At 63.1% G+C, this 17,909-nt stretch carries 14 protein-coding genes and 1 pseudogene; 11 read left to right on the forward strand and 4 right to left on the reverse strand.

Annotated elements, in window-relative coordinates:
• Positions 1–2: 2 nt before the first annotated feature.
• From H290_RS0105165 to H290_RS0105195, 7 genes are read left to right on the forward strand one after another with little or no spacing between them, the layout of a single operon-like run.
• Positions 3–815, forward strand: a complete 813-nt coding sequence (locus H290_RS0105165; RefSeq protein WP_020105705.1) for an enoyl-CoA hydratase — start codon at positions 3–5, stop codon at positions 813–815.
• A 17-nt stretch (positions 816–832) separates the two neighbouring features.
• Positions 833–2,059: an amidohydrolase family protein gene (locus H290_RS0105170; protein WP_020105706.1), complete on the forward strand. Its 1,227-nt coding sequence runs from the start codon at positions 833–835 to the stop codon at positions 2,057–2,059.
• Positions 2,056–3,699, forward strand: coding sequence for an acyl-CoA synthetase (locus H290_RS0105175; RefSeq protein WP_020105707.1), 1,644 nt, complete (start codon positions 2,056–2,058; stop codon positions 3,697–3,699). The genes H290_RS0105170 and H290_RS0105175 overlap by 4 nt, the downstream gene beginning before the upstream one ends.
• Before the next feature lie 15 nt (positions 3,700–3,714).
• Complete coding sequence (locus H290_RS0105180) at positions 3,715–4,584, forward strand: amidohydrolase family protein (protein ID WP_051121877.1); 870 nt, start codon at positions 3,715–3,717, stop codon at positions 4,582–4,584.
• Between the two features lie 2 nt (positions 4,585–4,586).
• Entirely contained in the window at positions 4,587–5,684 is a 1,098-nt protein-coding gene (locus tag H290_RS0105185) for an acyl-CoA dehydrogenase (protein WP_020105709.1), read from the forward strand.
• Positions 5,685–5,697: 13 nt separating this feature from the next.
• Complete coding sequence (locus H290_RS0105190) at positions 5,698–6,894, forward strand: acyl-CoA dehydrogenase family protein (RefSeq protein ID WP_020105710.1); 1,197 nt, start codon at positions 5,698–5,700, stop codon at positions 6,892–6,894.
• Between the two features lie 52 nt (positions 6,895–6,946).
• Positions 6,947–8,152 carry an amidohydrolase family protein gene (locus tag H290_RS0105195; protein ID WP_020105711.1) on the forward strand — a complete coding sequence of 402 codons (1,206 nt, stop codon included), beginning with the start codon at positions 6,947–6,949 and terminating at the stop codon, positions 8,150–8,152.
• Between the two features lie 98 nt (positions 8,153–8,250).
• Here the strand turns inward: H290_RS0105195 and H290_RS0105200 are convergent, their stop codons facing one another.
• Positions 8,251–9,471, reverse strand: coding sequence for a CaiB/BaiF CoA-transferase family protein (locus H290_RS0105200; protein WP_036517995.1), 1,221 nt, complete (start codon positions 9,469–9,471; stop codon positions 8,251–8,253).
• Positions 9,472–9,571: 100 nt separating this feature from the next.
• Between H290_RS0105200 and H290_RS0105205 the strand changes: the two are divergent.
• A pseudogene (locus tag H290_RS0105205) lies at positions 9,572–10,408 on the forward strand (NAD(P)-dependent oxidoreductase); the annotation flags it as partial.
• A 26-nt stretch (positions 10,409–10,434) separates the two neighbouring features.
• Positions 10,435–10,737 carry a hypothetical protein gene (locus H290_RS0105210; protein ID WP_028462809.1) on the forward strand — a complete coding sequence of 101 codons (303 nt, stop codon included), beginning with the start codon at positions 10,435–10,437 and terminating at the stop codon, positions 10,735–10,737.
• Positions 10,738–10,820: 83 nt separating this feature from the next.
• Here the strand turns inward: H290_RS0105210 and H290_RS0105215 are convergent, their stop codons facing one another.
• A complete protein-coding gene (locus H290_RS0105215) occupies positions 10,821–12,320 on the reverse strand; it encodes an acyl-CoA carboxylase subunit beta (RefSeq protein ID WP_020105715.1) in 1,500 nt (499 codons plus the stop codon).
• Between the two features lie 36 nt (positions 12,321–12,356).
• The gene (locus H290_RS0105220; RefSeq protein WP_020105716.1) at positions 12,357–13,658 is read right to left on the reverse strand and encodes an amidohydrolase family protein; all 1,302 of its coding nucleotides are present in this window, start codon (positions 13,656–13,658) and stop codon (positions 12,357–12,359) included.
• Between the two features lie 198 nt (positions 13,659–13,856).
• On the opposite strand from H290_RS0105220, the gene H290_RS0105225 reads away from it, so the two are divergent.
• Together H290_RS0105225 and H290_RS0105230 are read left to right on the forward strand one after the other, a co-directional pair.
• On the forward strand, positions 13,857–14,924 hold the full coding sequence (locus H290_RS0105225) for a hypothetical protein (RefSeq protein WP_020105717.1): 1,068 nt from the start codon (positions 13,857–13,859) through the stop codon (positions 14,922–14,924).
• A gap of 18 nt (positions 14,925–14,942) precedes the next feature.
• Positions 14,943–16,178, forward strand: a complete 1,236-nt coding sequence (locus H290_RS0105230) for a cytochrome P450 (RefSeq protein ID WP_020105718.1) — start codon at positions 14,943–14,945, stop codon at positions 16,176–16,178.
• Between the two features lie 125 nt (positions 16,179–16,303).
• Here the strand turns inward: H290_RS0105230 and glnA are convergent, their stop codons facing one another.
• Entirely contained in the window at positions 16,304–17,737 is a 1,434-nt protein-coding gene (glnA, locus tag H290_RS0105235) for a type I glutamate--ammonia ligase (RefSeq protein ID WP_020105719.1), read from the reverse strand.
• Between the last annotated feature and the right edge of the window lie 172 nt (positions 17,738–17,909).

Below are 17,909 nucleotides of genomic sequence, written 5' to 3' on the forward strand. Positions count from 1 at the left end.
CCGTGACCGAGGCGGATGTGTCCGACGCGGTTCTGTATTCCGAGACCGACGCCGGGGTTGCTGTTCTCACCCTCAATCGTCCGGAACGGATGAATGCGTGGGGTATCGACATGGCAGATGCCTTCTACGCGTGCGTCGATCGCGCCGAAGCGGCGCCGCATGTCCGGGTGCTTGTCGTCACCGGTGGCGGCGGTGCGTTCTGCGCCGGCGCACACATGGGCTCGTCCGACACCATCGGCGACTCGCTGTCGCGCTCAGGAGATGTCGACATCAGCAAGATCATCGGAGATCGGCCGGTGTCTTTTCTGACCGGCTTGCGCAAACCCGTTGTCGCGGCCATCGACGGACCCTGTGTCGGCATCGGTCTGGTGCTGGCACTGATGTGTGACGTTCGTTTTGCCGCCACGGGCACCAAGTTTGCGGCACCGTTCGCAAAGCGGGGACTGGTCGCCGAGAACGGCATCTCATGGATACTTCCCCGTCTTGTCGGATGGGGTGTGGCCATGGACCTGTTGCTCAGCGGTCGCACGTTTTATGCCGATGAGGCCTACGAGCTCCGGTTGATCAAGGAGGTCGTGGCGTCGGACGAACTGATGAAGCGAGCGCTCGAGTACGCCGAATCCATTGCCCTGCAGTGTGCTCCGAGTTCGTTGGCGCAGATCAAGCAGCAGGCATACCGGGATTCGACCGGCGATGTGGACGAGGCGGGCTCCCGGGCCGAGGCCCTGATGAGTGATTCGCTGACCCGACCGGACTTCATGGAGGGCATCTTGGCCTTCTTCGAGAAACGTAAGCCCAACTTCCCGTCGCTCTGAGGATCGAAAGGACTTCAATGCCGAAACTTCCCTACCAGGCGATTGATGCCGACAACCACTACTACGAACCACTCGATGCGTTCACGCGCCACCTCGACAAGCGGTTCCGTCGTCGCGGGGTTCAGTTCGCCGACAACGGCCGGCACACGATGGCGATCATCGGCGATCGGGTCAATCGGTTCATCCCCAATCCGTCGTTCGATCCGATCATCGTGCCGGGCTGTCTCGATCTGATGTTCCGGGGTCAGATCCCCGAAGGTGTCGACCCCGCGTCGCTGATGCAGGTCGAGAGCATCGAGATGCGGCCCGAATATCGCGATCGTGATGCCCGCGTGGCGATCATGGATGAGCAGGACATCGAGACGATCCTGATGTTCCCGACGTTCGGGTGTGGTGTCGAGGAGGCCCTGACCCACGACATCGGGGCAACGATGGCGTCGCTGCACGCGTTCAACCTGTGGCTGGATGAGGATTGGGGTTTTGCCAGATCGGACAACCGGATCATCACGGCCCCCATCATCTCGTTCGCCGATCCGGAAGCCGCTGCCGCAGAAGTTGATTCCGTCATCGCCAAGGGTGCACAGCTGGTCTGCGTCCGGCCCGCACCGGTGCCCGGGATCCCGAAGCCGCGATCACTCGGTGATCCGCTGCACGACCCGGTCTGGGCTGCTCTGGCCGAGGCCGGTGTACCGGTGGCCTTCCATCTCAGCGACAGCGGATACCTCAACATCGCGGCGATGTGGGGCGGAAAGTCGAACTTCGAGGGCTTCGGCACCACGGATCCGTTCGACAAGATCGTTGTCGACGACCGGGCGATTCACGACACCATCGCTTCGCTGATCGTTCATGGTGTCTTCGATCGCCATCCCAAGCTGCGGGTGGCGAGCATCGAGAACGGAACGGACTGGATGCACCGCCTGGCCAAGCGATTGGCCAAGCTCGCCAACCAGTTCCCGCGGTCATTCCCCAACGACCCGGTCGAGACCCTTCGGAACCACGTGTGGGCGGCCCCGTACTACGAGGAGGACATGTCCGCTCTGGCGGAGCTCATCGGCGCCGACCGCATCCTGTTCGGCTCGGATTGGCCGCACGGCGAGGGGTTGGAGACGCCGGTGTCGTTTGTCGACGATCTGACCGGTTTCAACGAGGCAGATGTTCGGAAGATCATGCGTGACAACGCCCTCGACCTGCTTGGGCGCTCCGTTGGGGCCGGTGCCGGCCCCGAGAAGAAGGCAGGCCGATGACAGAGTGGTCGATTGGTGATGTGCTCGACGAAGTGGCGTCGGCGGTGCCGGATCGCGAGATGACGGTATGCGGTGGCAGGAGAAGCACATTCGCCGAGTCGGCGGTGCGGACGCGCCGGCTGGCCAGCTTCCTTGTCGATCAAGGCTTGGGTGTCAATACTCCGCAGTCAGAACATGAGCGCTGGGAATGCGGGCAGGACCGCGTTGCGCTGATCATGCGCAACGACCTGTTCCCGGATGCGATGATCGCCTGTTTGAAGGCCCGTGTGGTCCCGGTCAACGTCAACTACAACTACACGGCGCGCGAGATCGCCGAACTGCTGGACTACGTTCGTCCGCGTGCGGTCATGTACCACCGCTCATTCGGACCCGAGTTCGCGGCAGCCCTGACCGCAGAGGGTATTGAGCTCCTCATCGAAGTCGACGACGGAAGTGATGTACCGAGTATCGAGGGATCGGTGTCATTCGATGACGCTGTGGCCCAGGGTGATCCGGATCGGGCGCTGCCGTCATCGCCCGACGACATGATCATGCAGTGCACCGGCGGGACAACCGGGCGGCCCAAGGGCGTGCTGTGGCGCCAGAGCGACCTGTACGTGTCGTCGCTGGCCGGCAACGACTACGAGTCGGCCACCGACCTCCACAACATCGCGTTGACCGGCGGTCAGGTGTGGTTCGCGATGTCGCCGCTCGTGCATGCGGCGGGTATCTGGACGGCGTTCTCAGGACTCCTGACGGGGCAGACCGTGGTGCTGTTCGACGATCGCGAGCGGTTTGACGCCAGGTCGGTATTGGAAACCGCAGAGCGAGAAAAGGTTTCGCTCATGACCATGGTCGGCGATGCCTACGCGGCGCCGATCGTCGCCGAGCTCCGTCGCACCACCTATGACCTGTCGTCGATGTACGCCATCGGAACCGGCGGTGCGGCGACCAATCCGATCCACAAGACAGCGCTGCTCGAATGCCTGCCGAACGTCACCGTCATCGATGGATACGGATCGTCGGAGACCGGTGGCCTGGGTTTCTACACCAGCCAGAAGGGTGCGCTGGGAGAGACTTTCGGGCTGCGGCCCGGTGGCACGGTTGTCTCCGCGGATCGCAGCCGCATCCTCGAACCCGGGGACGACGAGATCGGCTGGACTGCCCGGATCGGGCGCGTTCCGCTCGGATACTTCCGGGATCAGGCTGCCAGCGAGGCCACGTTCCCCGTCGTGGGCGGCGAGCGGATGTCAATCCCCGGTGACCGGGCGACTCTCGACGCCGACGGCACGGTGCGACTGCTCGGGCGCGATTCGCTGGTGGTCAACACCGGTGGCGAGAAGGTCTTCGTCGAAGAAGTCGAGGCGGTGATCCGCCGGCAGCCCGGTATCACCGATGCCCTGGTGCTGGGACGCGCCAGTGATCGATGGGGTCAAGAGGTGGTGGCGCTCGTCGCGCTCGATCCCGGATCCGAGGAGACCGAGGAAAGCCTTCGATCACTCTGCAAATCCGAACTGGCCGGTTTCAAGGCACCCAAGGCGGTGATCTTCGTCGAGCAGGTCGGGCGACTGGGCAACGGCAAACCCGACTACCGGTGGGCCAAGGCCGCCATCGAATCGTATGCCGCCGACGCCGCGGTCCCCGCCACCTCATCACACTGAAACGGATTCGCTCACATGCCAACACAAGCAAACGCAACTCCGGCAATCGCTACTCCCGCAATCGACTGTCTGGTCAACGTGCACTTCGGCGAGACCGCCCAGCAACCGGGCTGGATGCTCAAGGTCCGCGACGACTACTTCAAAGGTCCCAAGTCGATGTTCGGGCCGGTGGACATGTCGGAACTGCTCGACGAGATGGATGAGCAGGGTGTGCGCAAGGCGATCCTGATGGACAACCTCGCCACACCGTCCACCACCGCACGCAAGTTCGTCGAAGCCGAACCCGAGCGGTTCACCCTGGCGATGGGTGGCATCAACCTGCTCAAGCCGATGCCGGCGCTCCGGGAGCTGACCGCGGTTGTCCGGGACCTTCCGGTCACGTATGCCGTGGTGGGGCCCAGCTTCTGGGGTGACGGGATGTACCCGGCCAGCGATGCCGTCTACTACCCGCTCTATACCAAGTGCGTGGACCTGGATCTGCCGCTGTGTATCAACACCGGGATACCCGGACCACCGATACCTGGTGAAGTGCAGCATCCGATGCACCTCGACCGGGTCTGCGTGCGCTTCCCCGAACTGCGGCTGTGCATGATCCACGGCGCCGATCCCTGGTGGGACGTCGCGATCCGGCTGTTGGTGAAGTATGAAAATCTCCGGCTGATGACGTCGGCGTGGTCACCAAAACGACTGCCCGAGAGCCTGTTGCACTACATGCGAACCCGCGGGCCGAACAAGATCATGTTCGCTTCGGACTGGCCGGTCCTGCCGATGCGGCGGGTGCTGCCGGAAGCGGCGGCGCTGGATCTGCCGACGGACGTGCTCGAGAACTACCTCTACAACAATGCGCAGGAATTCTTCTTCGGCGACCGGAAACAGGAGCAGTGACAATGGACCGCTACGAATTGCGCAGGCTGGACTACACCCTGTCGCCTGACCAGATCGACCTCCAGTCCGCATATTCGAAGTTCTTCAGTACCCATTCCACGATCGAGGTGGTTCGCGCCGCAGAACCCGAAGGCTTCGACAAGAACCTATGGGAACGGCTGTGCGCCACCGGTGCCACGTCGATGGCGGTGCCGGAGTCGGCCGGCGGTGACGGTGCCAGCCTGGTCGACCTGACCCTGGTCGCCGCGGAGATCGGTAGGTCACTCGCGCCCGTCCCATGGATCGACCACGCCTGTGCGGTCCGGCTGCTGGCCCGAATCGGCGCGCTCGCAGAGGATTCGGCCTTCACGCAGGATGTGGTCGCGGGGCGGCAGCTCGTCGCACTCGACCCACACGGCGACGACGTCGAAGGTGCCCGGCTGGTGCCGGCGGGTTCGGTTGCCGACCACGTTGTCCTCCGCGACGGCGACGACATCGTCAGGTTGACCGCGGAGACCCGCCCGGCCCGGGTGAACAACATCGGGCATCTTCCGATGGCGTGGGTTGATCCCGCCGGGGGAGAGCATCGCACCGTACTCGCGAGTGGCCCGGAGGCGGTTGCCGAATATGAACTGGCGCTGGATGAATGGCGGGTTCTGACCGCAGCGGCACTGGCCGGTCTGGTCGAGAAGACGATGCAGATCGCGGCCGAGTTCGCGAAGAGCCGCTACACGATGGGCGTGCCGATCTCGACTCTGCAGAGCATCTCCCATCCGCTGGCCAATATGGCGATCGTGGTGGAGTCGGGACGCAACCTGTCGCGGCGGGCGGCCTGGTTCCTCGACAACGAACCCGAGGAACGGCGCGAACTCGCCAGCGCCGCTTTTGTGTACATGGCCGACGAGGCGGCCCGCAGCGCGTCCGGTGCCGTCCAGGTTCAGGGCGGGCTGGGTGTGACCACCGAAGCGGCGGCCACCGCGTACCTGGTGCGCGCCAGGGGGTGGCCACTGGCGGGCGGAGATCCGGCGGTCAGCGCACGTCGCATCGCCCACATCATCGGAGCCCGCGTCAGCGCGGAGGGCTCGCAGCGGGCTCATCTGGCAACACCGGTAACGGTCTAGGAGGGACGGAAACATGGATTTCTCACAGGTCGAACTGGGATCAGAAGACCAGGCATTTCTCGATGAGGTGCGCGCATTCCTGAGCACACATGTCACCGATGAGGTGATTCGCCGCGACCGTGAAAGCGGCGACAACTTCGATGAGGGCGTACACCTGGCAATGGGTGCGGCGGGGTATCTCTCGGCCGAGTTCCACTCGGAAACCGAAGGCGGTTGGGGACGGGTCCAGCGGCGGATCTGGCAACTGGAGAAGCGGCGGTTCCACGCACCGTGGGTGACGTGGGGAACCACGGCGATCGTGGCGCGATCGGTGCTGACCTTCGGCTCACCCGAACTCCGGGAAGAGGTCCTCCCGGGCGTTTTCAGCGGGCATGTCCGCATGTGCCTGGGTTACACCGAGCCGGAAGGCGGTTCGGACATCGCGACGTCCAAGACCCGTGCGGTGTGGGACGGCGACAGCTGGATCATCAACGGGTCCAAGATGTTCACCACCGGTGCCCACAACAGCAAGTACGTCTTCCTGATCACCAACACCGACCCTGATGCCAAGAAGCACAAGAGTCTGACGATGTTCCTGGTGCCGCTGGATTCGCCCGGCATCGAGATCCAGGGCATTCGCACCGTCGACGGGGACCGGACCAACATCGTCTACTACAGCGACGTCAAAGTCGACGACCGCTACCGGCTCGGTGAGGTCAACGGCGGCTGGGCTGTGCTGATGGGACCGCTGGCCGTCGAGCACGGTGTGACCGAGCGCAAACCCGATGGGCTGGACGACATCGCCATCATGATGCATCAGGGCCTGTACATGGCGACCACCGTCGACAAGGTCGCGGCCGCCGTATCGCGTGAGACGCCCTCGGGCAAAAAGGCCCTCGATGATTCGTCGGTGGCCTACCGGCTCGGCCGCAGTGCCGCGCGGATGGAGGCGTCGCTGTCAGCGCCGAGCATGTTCGGACGGGTTGCCATCGCCCAGACGATGCGTGACACCGCACCGGATCTGATGGATGTCCTCGGCACCGCGTCGACCCTGCCGATCGAGACCGACGGCGCGGCCGACGACGGTGCGTCCGAGTACCTGTACCGCTGGGCGCCGCTGTGCGGCATCTACGGCGGCACCCTCGAGGTGTTCCGCAACATGATCGCCCAGCACGCACTGGGTCTGGGCCGCCCCGACTATTCGCCGCCCAAGGCCAAGGTTGGCCAATAGCAGCCGCTGCGCTCTGTGGCACAACAATTTTGACAACAAGGAGTGTGCAACCATGCCGTCGCGCAAAGTGAACTTCCCGGTATTCGATTCGGACAGCCACATGTACGAGACACGGGAAGCCCTGACCAAATACCTTCCGGATCACGCCAAGGGCACGATCCGCTACGTCGACATCGACGGGCGGACCAAGATCGTCGTCCGCGACACCATCAGCGAGTTCATCCCCAACCCGACCTTCTCTGTCGTCGCCGCACCGGGTGCGCAGGAGGACTACTTCCGCAACGGAAACCCGGACGGCAAGAGCGCCCGCGAGATCATGGGCAAGGCGATGAAGTCGATTCCGGCGTTCCGGGAACCGGCTGCCCGGCTGGAGAAGATGGACGAGTTGGGTGTCGACTACGCGTTGCTGTTCCCGACGCTGGCATCTCTCGTCGAGGAACGTCTGAAGGACGATCCAGAACTGACCCATGACGTGATCCATGCGCTCAACGAGTGGATGTTCGAACAGTGGACGTTCAATTACGAGGACAGAATCTTCGCGACGCCGGTCATCACGCTCCCGATCGTGGATCGGGCGATCGAGGAGTTGCACTGGTGCCTCGAGCGGGGAGCCCGCACCGTATTGGTGCGCCCGGCACCGGTTCCCGGGTTCAAAGGCTCGCGGTCTTTCGGTTTCGAAGAGTTCGATCCGTTCTGGCAGGCCTGCGTCGACGCCGGCATCCCGGTCTCGATGCACGCGTCGGACAGCGGCTACTCCGAAGTGCTCAACATCTGGGAGCCGGCGTCGGAGTACAAGCCGTTCGCGCCGACGACGGGATTCCGGACCGCCGCGATGGGTAGTCGTGCCATCGAGGATGCGATGACCGCGTTGACCTGTCACGGGACGCTGTCGCGGGTACCGGATCTGAAGCTGCTGCTGATCGAGAACGGGGCGGACTGGCTGCCGACGTTGTTCCGGAACCTCGAACAGACCTACAAGAAGCTGCCACAGTTGTTCTTGGAGAATCCCATCGAGGCATTCAAACGCTGCGTGTATGTCAACCCGTTCTGGGAGGACAGCTACTCCGACGTGGTCGACCTCCTCGGGGCAGATCACGTGCTGTTCGGATCGGACTGGCCGCATCCGGAAGGACTCCAGGATCCGCTGAGCCTGATCGACAGCAAGCTCTCCGGCCTGTCCGAAGAAGACATCCGAAAGATCATGGGTGGCAACATGTCCAAGCTGCTCGGCATCGAGGCGAAGGTCCAGGTGAGCTAGCGGGGCCTGACCTGTTGGACCTGAACTGAACTGACAGAAGAACTCTGACGCCGGGATGAATCCCGGCGCCAGAGTTCTTTTCGGTTGTGCCGAACGTGTCAGATGATCGCGCCGGATTCCTTGGCGGCGATGATCTCGTCCCAGTCCATCCCGAGTTCGAGGAGGATCGACTCGGTGTGCTCGCCGTATTCGGGCGCGCGGGCACCCTCGGGCGCTGTGTTGTTGAATCGGATTGGAGCACTGACGGTCTGGAAGGCGATGCCGTCGTCGTCGGCCGCCGTCAGGAGGTAGCCGTTGGCCGCCACCTGAGGGTCGTCGAGGACCTCCCGCGGTGTGGCGAGGCTGGCCCACACCCCGGGCTCGTCGGCCAGGAGCTTGGACCATTCGGCCAGATCCCGCTCCGCGAAGATCGCTCGCAGTTCGGCGGTCGCGATGTCCTTGTTGGCGACGAGGTTGGCGATGGGGGTGAAGCGTTCGTCGGTCGCCAGTTCCGGGCGTCCGATCCGGTCGCAGAAGCCGGCCCAGTAGCGGTCGGCCTGCAGGAAGACGAGCTGCAACCAGCGGTCGTCGCGGGTCTTGTAGCGATTGACCACGGGGTTGGGGGCATCGCCCGGCGCGTAGGCCGGGATGCGGTCGATCCCGTAGTGGTCGGCTGCCACGATATCCGGTGCCACAGCCCACATGCCTTGCGCGAGTAGTGAACCGTCGACGATGTCGGGTTCCCCGGTGCGCTCGCGATGGAACAGTGCGGCCGCGATCCCGCCGGCGAGTGTGCTGCCACCCTGCAGATCACCGAAGGCCGGACCCTGGGCGAACGGGAACTCGCTGCCGTCCGGCGTCAGCGCGTAGGCCACGCCGGCCCGGGCGGTGTAGCCGGAGGCGTCGAATCCGCCCTTGTCGCGGTCGGGCCCCTGCGAGCCCTGTCCGCTGCCCCTGGCGATGATGATGTTCGGGTTCATCGCGCGAAGCGCGTCGACGGTGAGTCCGGCGCGCTCGAGTGGTCCGGGGAGCCAGTTGGTCAGGAAGACATCGGCGCCGGCAATCAGCTTGGCGAAGATCGCTTTGCCGTCAGGGGTTTTGATGTCCATGCCGATGCTGCGCTTGCCGCGATTGCCGATTTCCATCATGAAGTTGACCTTGACCCGCGAATCCTGCGGCTGCAGACCACCGACGGTCAGTTGCCGGCAGGGGTCGCCGCCGCGAGTGTCCTCGATCTTGATCACCTCGGCGCCCCAGTCGCGGAGGATGACCCCCGCACTCGGAACGTACGTCCATGACGCGAGTTCGACCACGGTGACACCGCTCAACAATGAGGACATCCGCACTCCTTTTCCAACTGATTGACGAGCCTATTGTTCGAGCCTACTGTAATTACTACAGTTAGTCAGCTCATCGGTCCGGCGACAATGGTTCAGGACCTGGGAAAACTGGAGTGGGGATGGACGTATGCCAGACGTGATCGGATTCATCGGGGCAGGTCAGATGGGTGAGCCCATGGTTACCCGGTTGCTTGCCGGCGGCCACGAGGTCGTGCTCTGTGCACGCAAAGACGAGGTGCGGGCCCGTCTGTCGGAACAGGGTGCGCGACTGGCGGATTCGGTTGCCGAGGTGGCCTCGGCCTCCGACATCCTGATCCTGTGTTTGTTCTCGGATCCGCAGATCTCCGCAGTCGGCCGTGGTCCCGACGGATTCATGGCCAACGCGAAACCAGGATCTGTGGTGATCTCACATACCACCGGATTACTCAGCACCCTGACCTCGCTGACGGAAGAGTATCCGGCCGGCCCAGCGGTGATCGATGCGCCGGTGAGTGGTGCGGCAACCGATATCCTTGCCGGCGAGCTGACCGTTCTGCTGGCAGGCCCGGAGCCGGTCCGTGACCGGGTCCGGCCGGTCCTGAAGGCCTACGCCGACCCGATCATCGATACCGGTGAGGTGGGAAGTGCGTTGGCGCTCAAACTCATCAACAACGTGCTGTTCGCGGCCAATGCGCAATTGGTCGCCTCGGCGATCGAGCTCGGTGAGAAGCTCGGTGTCCAAGAGAAGTCCTTACTCGAGGCATTGTCCGTCTGCAGCGGGGCGAGCAAGGCGGTGGAATCGTTGCAGCTCATTGGTGGGCTCCAGGGATTCACAGACCTGGCCGGCCCGTATATCGCCAAAGACGTGGCGGCCTGTATCGCCTCAGCAGCGGAATCAGGGGTTGATCTCGGTCAATTGCGGTCGGTGGTCGAAACCGGTCCGATGAAGATTACGTGATGGACCCGAACAGGGAGGAAAATTTCATGATCAAGGGTGGAACCCGATTGGGTAGCCAGGTCTGTCAGACCGAGGTCATCGTCATCAAATCGTCGGACGGCTTTGACGACTTGCGTTGTGGCGGTGCCGCGATGGTGCCCGTGGGGCAAGCGAAAGACGCTGCCGCGGTGATCGATCCGGCATTCGCCGACGGCACTGCTCTCGGCAAACGCTATACCGATGCCGGCGGGAACGAGGTCTTGGTCACCAAGCCCGGAGCCGGCAGCCTCAGCCTCGGCGACGTCCCGCTCGCGCTGAAAGACGCCAAACCGTTGCCTGCCAGCGACTAGGGTGAACGTTTTTGCTTCCGACCAAGTCTGAGCCCGTGCCACCGGCACGGGCTCAGACTTTATTACCCTGTGGCCCCTTCGAGTCAGGGTGTGATGGTGGTCCGCAGGACGGGCTGGGCAGCAGCCTGCCGGCCGCGCAGAGCCAGTTCCAACGAGCCGAGGAGAGCATTGCGGGTATCGGCGGGGTTGATGAGTTCATCGAATCCGAGATGTCCGGCGGAGCGATAGGAGGCCTCGAGTTCCATTTCGCGAAGTACGGTGCTCACGTCCTCTTTCGCATTGGATGCCCGGCTCAGCGCCGCCGCGCTCATGGCGCCCATTGTTGCCCCGGGGAATGCGAAAGTGGCTGCCTGGCTGTCGAATCCGATCAGGGACATGACCATCGAGCCGAAGCCATATGCCTTTCGCAACGTGACGTGCAACTTGATGGTGGAGGCCGTCGTTTGGGCCGCGAACATCCGTGCGCCGCTGCGGAGTACGCCGGCCCGCTCGGACGCGCTGCCCGGGAGCATGCCGGGGTTGTCCGCCAGGAAGACCAGCGGGAGATGGAATGAATCGGCCACGTTGATGAAGTGCGCGGCCTTGTCCGCCGCATCGGAGTTGATGGAGCCGGCGAGCACCTGAGGCTGATTGGCCACCACTGCCACTGGGTGACCGCCCAGATGCGCGAGCGCGCAGATGATTGCCGGACCGAAGGTGGGCTGAACCTCGAAGTAGTCCGGCCGATCGAACACGACGTCGAGCACATCGTGCATGTCATAGACCCGGCGACTGTCGCGCGCAATGATGTCGAGAAGCTCAGTGGTGGGCCGTTTTTCGTTGTCATCGTCGTCGGCCGTCAGCGATGGCGGATATGACCAGGCACTCGAGGGGAAGTAACTCAGATACCGCCGGATGTCGTCGATGGCGGCTTCGTCGTCGTCGGCGAGGTTGTGGATGACCCCGCTGGCGATCGCGGTCGCAGGTCCACCGAGGTCTTCCTTGGTGATGGTCTCTCCGGTCGACTCTTTGACCACCGGAGGACCCGCGGTGAAAATTGCGCCCTGTTTGCTCATGACGGTGAAGTCGGAGATGGGGGCGACAAGGGCGCCGTGGCCGGCCGACGATCCGAGAACGGCGGTGATCAGTGGGACCTGACCCGAACACTGAGCCTGCGCGAGCAGATCGGTGGGAGTGCGCCCGTAGGCGTGTGCGGTGGCGCGGAAGCCGGCTCCTTCGAGCATCATCACCAGCGGGACCTTGTTGCGCACAGCGAGTTCGGCGATGCGGTACCGCTTGGAGTTGCTGCCCGGTGCAATGGTGCCCGCCATCGTGGTGAAGTCCTCGGCACCGACCATCACCGGGTTGCCGTTCACCCGGCCCGATCCGACCACGATGCCGTCGGAGGCGATCTCGCCGCCGACCAGGGTGCCGATTTCCTGGAAGCTACCCGCATCGAGGAGGCGGGCAACCCGTTGCCGGGCATCGAGCTTTCCCTTCGCGTGGTGCTTGGCAACCCTTTCCGGTCCGCCCATCCCGTGCGCGTGCTGCCGGCGGCTGTCGAGATCCTCGAGCGTCGCCTTCCAGCCCTGTGCGTTTGTCATGTGGCTCATTCCTCGTCGAAAGTGGTGGTGGCGCGGCTATTTGGTTGCGGTGTGCCCGGTGGCTGCCTTGATCTGGGTCTGGAAGTTCGCGAGCTTCACCGACGCGTCGACGGTGTGGTGGCTGCGCGCCTGAATGCTGATGTCATGGCCGGCCGCGGCCGCCCGAAGTGCTCCCACCGTCGCCTTCTCGCGGGGTACGTGCTTGAACGGGTCGAAGGAATACCAGCGCATGGCGTTGAGGTGGGTGATCTTGTTGATCTCGTCGTCGGGAACGTTCTCGGCATCGAACACGCCGGACAGTTCTTCAGGGGCGTTGGGCCACACCGAATCGCTGTGGGGGTAGTCCATCTCCCAGCTGATGTTGTCGACGCCGATCTCGTGGCGCAGCTTCACCCCGAGTGGATCACTGATGAAGCAGGTGAGGAAATGCTCGCGGAACACCTCGCTCGGCAGTTTGCCGCCGAAGTCCTGCAACGTCCACGTCGAGTGCATTTCAAAGGTGCGATCGACCCGTTCGAGGAAGTAGGGGATCCATCCGGTTCCGCCTTCGGAGAGCGCGATTTTCAGGTCCGGATAATCCTTGACCGGTTGGGACCAGAGCAGATCTGCCGCGGCCTGCACGATGTTCATCGGTTGCAGCGTGATCATCACATCGGGCGGTGAATCGACGGCGGGGATCGAGAGCCGGCCCGAGGATCCGATGTGGACAGACAGCACGGTCTCGGTGTCGACCAGGGCCTTCCAGAGCGGATTCCAGTACGGGTCGTGGAAGCTGGGATAGCCCAGAGCTGCCGGATTCTCGCTGAATGTCAGTGAATGAACGCCCTTTTCGGAGACCCGGCGGACTTCCTTGGCGCACTGCTCCGCGTCCCAGATGACCGGCAACGCCATGGGGATGAAGCGTCCCGGATGGGCCCCGCACCATTCGTCGATGTGCCAATCGTTGTAGGCCTTCACCAGCGCCAGTGAGAAGTCGGGGTCGTCCGTCGCGAACAGGCGCGCTGCGAAACCGGGGAACGACGGGAAGTTCATCTGGGCCAGGACCCCGCCGGCGTTCATGTCCTTGACGCGTTCATCGACGTCGAAGCATCCGGGACGGATTTCGTCCAGCCCATCTGGTTCGAGCCCGTACTCCTCCTTCGGGCGGCCGGCCACGGCGTTGAGCGCGACATTCGGGATAACGATGTCGCGGAACTTCCAGACGTCCGCGCCACTGTCCTGGTGGACCAGCCGAGGCGCGTCCTCGAGGTACTTCTTCGGTAGATGGTTCTTGAACATGTCGGGCGGTTCGATGATGTGGTCATCGACGCTGATCAGGATCATGTCATTTTTGTCCACGACTGTTCTCCATTCCGAGGGCCATACAGTATGGCTTTCAATTTAGCCTGCATCGACGATGTTGGGAAGTCATCTCAAGATCTGGGGAATGGGATACGGTATGTCTTACAGTTAGACGCCATCCTCCGAGTTGTGACAGGCATCGTGGTCACCGCCCGGAGACCGGAACACCAACTTTGCGAGGAGCACGTGGGCAGTATGGGCAGACGTCGAATCATCCAGTGGGCCACGGGGACTGTCGGAAGGCACGCGGTTGCGGCGGTTGCCGCGCATCCCGATCTCGAGTTGGTCGGTGCCTATGTGTACAGCGAAACCAAGGTCGGTCGAGACATCGGTGAGATCTGCGGAATCGACGACACCGGTGTGGTCGCCACGAACAGCATCGACGACATCCTTGCCCTCGATGCCGACTGCGTTCTCTATATGGCGCAGGGAGAGATGGATCCGTTCGGTGCGGTCGACAACATCTGCCGGTTGCTGGCCTCCGGAAAGAACGTGGTCTCGACCGCGGTGACCGCACTGATCTATCCGCAGAGCCTCGGCACCGGTGTGGTGGACAGGTTGGCGGCGGCCTGTGCAGAGGGTGGGACGTCATTCCACGCCACCGGTATCGAGCCGGGCTGGGCGGCAGAAGTGGTGCCGCTGACCATGTCCGGGCTCTGCCGGAAGGTGGACTCGATCCTGGTCCAGGAACTCCTCGACTACGGGGAGTACGACAGCCCCTCGATGCTGTTCGACATCATGGGTTTTGGGAAACGCCCGCTGGACCAGGTGCCGATGTCCGACCCGGCAGTTGCCGGCTCGTCGTTCCGGGCCTCGCTGATGCTGCTCGTCGACGGCCTCGGCGCCACCATCGACGATTTCACCTTCGACCGCCAGGTCGCTGTCACCGAAGAAGCCTTTGAGGTCAAGGCCGGCAGCATCGGCGCGGGGACCGTATCGGCCCAGCGATTCAGTTGCACCGCCGTCGTCGACGGCAGACCTGCGTTGACCGTCGAACACATCACGCGGCTTCGCGACGACCAGGCACCGGACTGGCCGAGCGGGCGGGGCTGGAAGGTCATCGTGGAGGGCACGCCCTCGCTGGTTCTCGAAGCGCAGATCGCCACCGGCGGTGAGGACGAGAACGACCAGGCCTGCCTGGGGACCGCGATGCATGCTGTGCACGCGATCGAACCCGTCTGCGCAGCGGCGCCGGGGATCCGTACATTCCTGGATCTGCCGACGATCATCGGCAAGCACGTGTTGTCCAGCTCAGAGAATTGATGTGTAGGGGGAATTCGTATGGCAGTTCCGGGTATTGAGGACGCAGCACGGGTGTTGGCCGATCCGTCGGCGTATGCCGATGACGCGCGCTTACACAGTGCGCTGACCCATCTGCGTGCGACGGCGCCGGTCTCGAGGGTGGAGGAGCCGCACTATCGCCCGTTCTGGGCGATCACCAAACATGAAGACATCATGGCGGTTTCGCGCAACAACACCCTGTTCACCAACTATCCGCGTCCGGTTCTGATCAAGTCGGTGCAGGAAGAGACCGATATCGCGAGCCAGGTGAAAACGCTGATCCACATGGATGATCCCGAGCACAAGGTGGTGCGCGCGATCGCAGGGGACTGGTTCCGTCCCAAAGCGATGAAAGCAATGAAGGCCCGCGTCGCCGAGCTCGCAACCATTTATGTAGACAAGATGCGCGCCATGGATGGCGACTGCGACTTCGTCCAAGAGGTTGCGGTGAATTATCCCTTGTACGTGATCATGTCGCTGCTCGGTGTGCCCGAGTCCGACTTTCCGCTGATGCTCAAGCTGACGCAGGAGTTGCTCGGTAGTGACGAGCCGGAGTATCACCGCGGTGCAACCGAAGAAGATCGAACCATGGCTCTGCTGGAGATGTTCGAGTACTTCAACGCCGTGACCGCGTCCCGGCGTGAACATCCGACCGACGATCTGGCGTCCACCATTGCCAACGCGACGATCGACGGTGAGCCGCTGTCGGATATCGAGACGGTGGGGTACTACCTGATCATCGCCACGGCAGGCCACGACACCACCAGCGCAACGATCTCCGGCGGCATGCAGGCACTGATCGAAAACCCGGATGAGCGAGCACGTTTGGTCGCCGATCCGGGGTTGATGGCATCGGCCGCCGAAGAGATGATCCGGTGGACCACACCCGTCAAGGCATTCATGCGCACCGCGACCCAGGACACCGAGGTGCGCGGTGTGCCGATCACGCAGGGGGAGTCATTGCTGCTCTCGTATGTGTCGGGCAATCGGGATGAAGACGTCTTCGAGGATCCATTCCGATTTGATGTCGGCCGCAGCCCCAACAACCACGTGGCGTTCGGATACGGGGTCCATTTCTGCCTGGGTGCGGCACTGGCTCGCATGGAGGTCAGCAGCTTCTATTCGGAATTGCTGCCACGACTTCGGTCGGTGGAACTCACCGGCTATCCCGAACTGATCGAAACCACCTTCGTCGGCGGACTCAAACACCTGCCGATCAGGGCATCAGTGGTGTGAGCTCGACAAACAAATCCGGCCCGGCGATCTGCATTTCTGCAGAAGGCCGGGCCGGATTTGTCATATCAAACGATCACACGTCACTTCGTCGGAGACGAATCACACGTCACTTCGTCGGAGACGAATCACACGTCGTAGTAGAGCGCGAACTCGTACGGGTGCGGCCGGATCTGGACGGGCTCGATTTCCTGCTCACGCTTGAAGCTGATCCAGGTCTCGATGAGATCTTCGGTGAACACGCCACCCTCGGTGAGGTAGTCGTGATCCTCTTCGAGGCGGTCGATGACGGCGCCGAGCGAGGTCGGAGCCTGCGGGATGCCCTTGGCCTCCTCCGGCGGGAGCTCATAGAGGTCCTTGTCGACGGGCTCGTGCGGCTCGATCTTGTTCTTGATGCCGTCGAGGCCGGCCATCATCATGGCGGCGAACGCGAAGTACGGGTTGCCCGAGCTGTCGGGGCAACGGAACTCGAGGCGCTTGGCCTTCGGGTTGTTGCCCGTGATCGGGATACGCACACACGCGGAGCGGTTGCGCTGGCTGTACACCAGGTTGATCGGGGCCTCGTAGCCCGGGACCAGACGCTTGTAGGAGTTCACCGTGGGGTTGGTGAATGCCAGCAGCGACGGGGCGTGGTGCAGGATGCCGCCGATGTAGTGGCGAGCCAGGTCGGAGAGTCCCGCGTAGCCGGCCTCGTCGTGGAAGAGCGGCTTGCCGTCCTTCCACAGCGACTGGTGGGCGTGCATGCCCGAACCGTTGTCGCCGAACAGGGGCTTGGGCATGAAGGTGACGGACTTGCCGTTCTGCCATGCGGTGTTCTTCACGATGTACTTGAACAGTTGAACGTCGTCAGCGGCGTGCAGCAGCGTGTTGAACTTGTAGTTGATCTCGGTCTGGCCGCCGGTGCCGACCTCATGATGCCCGCGCTCGAGGATGAACCCGGCGTTGGTCAGGTTGGTCGAGATCTCATCGCGCAGGTCGACGTAGTGGTCGTAGGGCGCGACGGGGAAGTAGCCGCCCTTCTGGCGGACCTTGTAGCCGAGGTTCGGTGATCCGTCGGGATCGACCTGGGAACCGGCGTTCCACCAGCCCGATTCGGACTCCACGTTGTAGTGGGTGCCGTTGACCTCAGAGCTGAACGACACCGAGTCGAAGATGTAGAACTCGGCTTCGGCGCCGAAGAAGCAGGTGTCGGCGATGCCGGTGCTGGCCAGGTAATCCTCGGCCTTGCGGGCAACGTTGCGCGGGTCGCGGCTGTAGGACTCACGAGTGAACGGGTCGTGCACGAAGAAAGTCACATTCATCGTCTTTGCCTTGCGGAAAGGATCGATGCGTGCGGTGGTGGGGTCGGGCAGCAACATCATGTCCGACTCGTCGATCGACTGGAAGCCGCGAATCGACGAACCGTCGAATGCCAGGCCGTCCTCGAAGACGCTTTCGTCGAAGGCCGTTGCCGGGATCGAGAAATGCTGCATCGTTCCGGGGAGGTCGCAGAAGCGGATGTCGACGTATTCGACACCTTCAGCCTTGATGCCCTCGAGCAGTTCTTCCTTTGTGTTGTACACCTGCGGGTGACTCCTTCACTCGTGCCCAATTGCTGCCAGCGCCAGATTCATGGATTTTGCAAGGGCTGGCGATTGTCCTTGTCCACTGTAGAGTGGCGGATCATCAACGCTGACCGTATTGACGTCAGGTTGCTAGGCGGATACTTCGGTGTTTCGCCCGTGTTACGTGCGT

Origin of the sequence: Nocardia sp. 348MFTsu5.1 (assembly GCF_000383535.1) — a bacterium.
GTDB lineage: Bacteria > Actinomycetota > Actinomycetes > Mycobacteriales > Mycobacteriaceae > Williamsia > Williamsia faeni.

Excerpts from the sequence above, each read along its gene's own strand:
- H290_RS0105180 (WP_051121877.1), top strand. The coding sequence starts at position 3,715 with ATGCCAACACAAGCAAACGCAACTCCGGCAATCGCTACTCCCGCAATC.
- H290_RS0105175 (WP_020105707.1), top strand. The coding sequence starts at position 2,056 with ATGACAGAGTGGTCGATTGGTGATGTGCTCGACGAAGTGGCGTCGGCG.
- H290_RS0105200 (WP_036517995.1), bottom strand. The coding sequence starts at position 9,471 with ATGTCCTCATTGTTGAGCGGTGTCACCGTGGTCGAACTCGCGTCATGG.
- H290_RS0105225 (WP_020105717.1), top strand. The coding sequence starts at position 13,857 with ATGGGCAGACGTCGAATCATCCAGTGGGCCACGGGGACTGTCGGAAGG.
- H290_RS0105230 (WP_020105718.1), top strand. The coding sequence starts at position 14,943 with ATGGCAGTTCCGGGTATTGAGGACGCAGCACGGGTGTTGGCCGATCCG.
- H290_RS0105190 (WP_020105710.1), top strand. The coding sequence starts at position 5,698 with ATGGATTTCTCACAGGTCGAACTGGGATCAGAAGACCAGGCATTTCTC.
- H290_RS0105215 (WP_020105715.1), bottom strand. The coding sequence starts at position 12,320 with ATGACAAACGCACAGGGCTGGAAGGCGACGCTCGAGGATCTCGACAGC.
- H290_RS0105185 (WP_020105709.1), top strand. The coding sequence starts at position 4,587 with ATGGACCGCTACGAATTGCGCAGGCTGGACTACACCCTGTCGCCTGAC.
- H290_RS0105195 (WP_020105711.1), top strand. The coding sequence starts at position 6,947 with ATGCCGTCGCGCAAAGTGAACTTCCCGGTATTCGATTCGGACAGCCAC.
- H290_RS0105210 (WP_028462809.1), top strand. The coding sequence starts at position 10,435 with ATGATCAAGGGTGGAACCCGATTGGGTAGCCAGGTCTGTCAGACCGAG.
- H290_RS0105170 (WP_020105706.1), top strand. The coding sequence starts at position 833 with ATGCCGAAACTTCCCTACCAGGCGATTGATGCCGACAACCACTACTAC.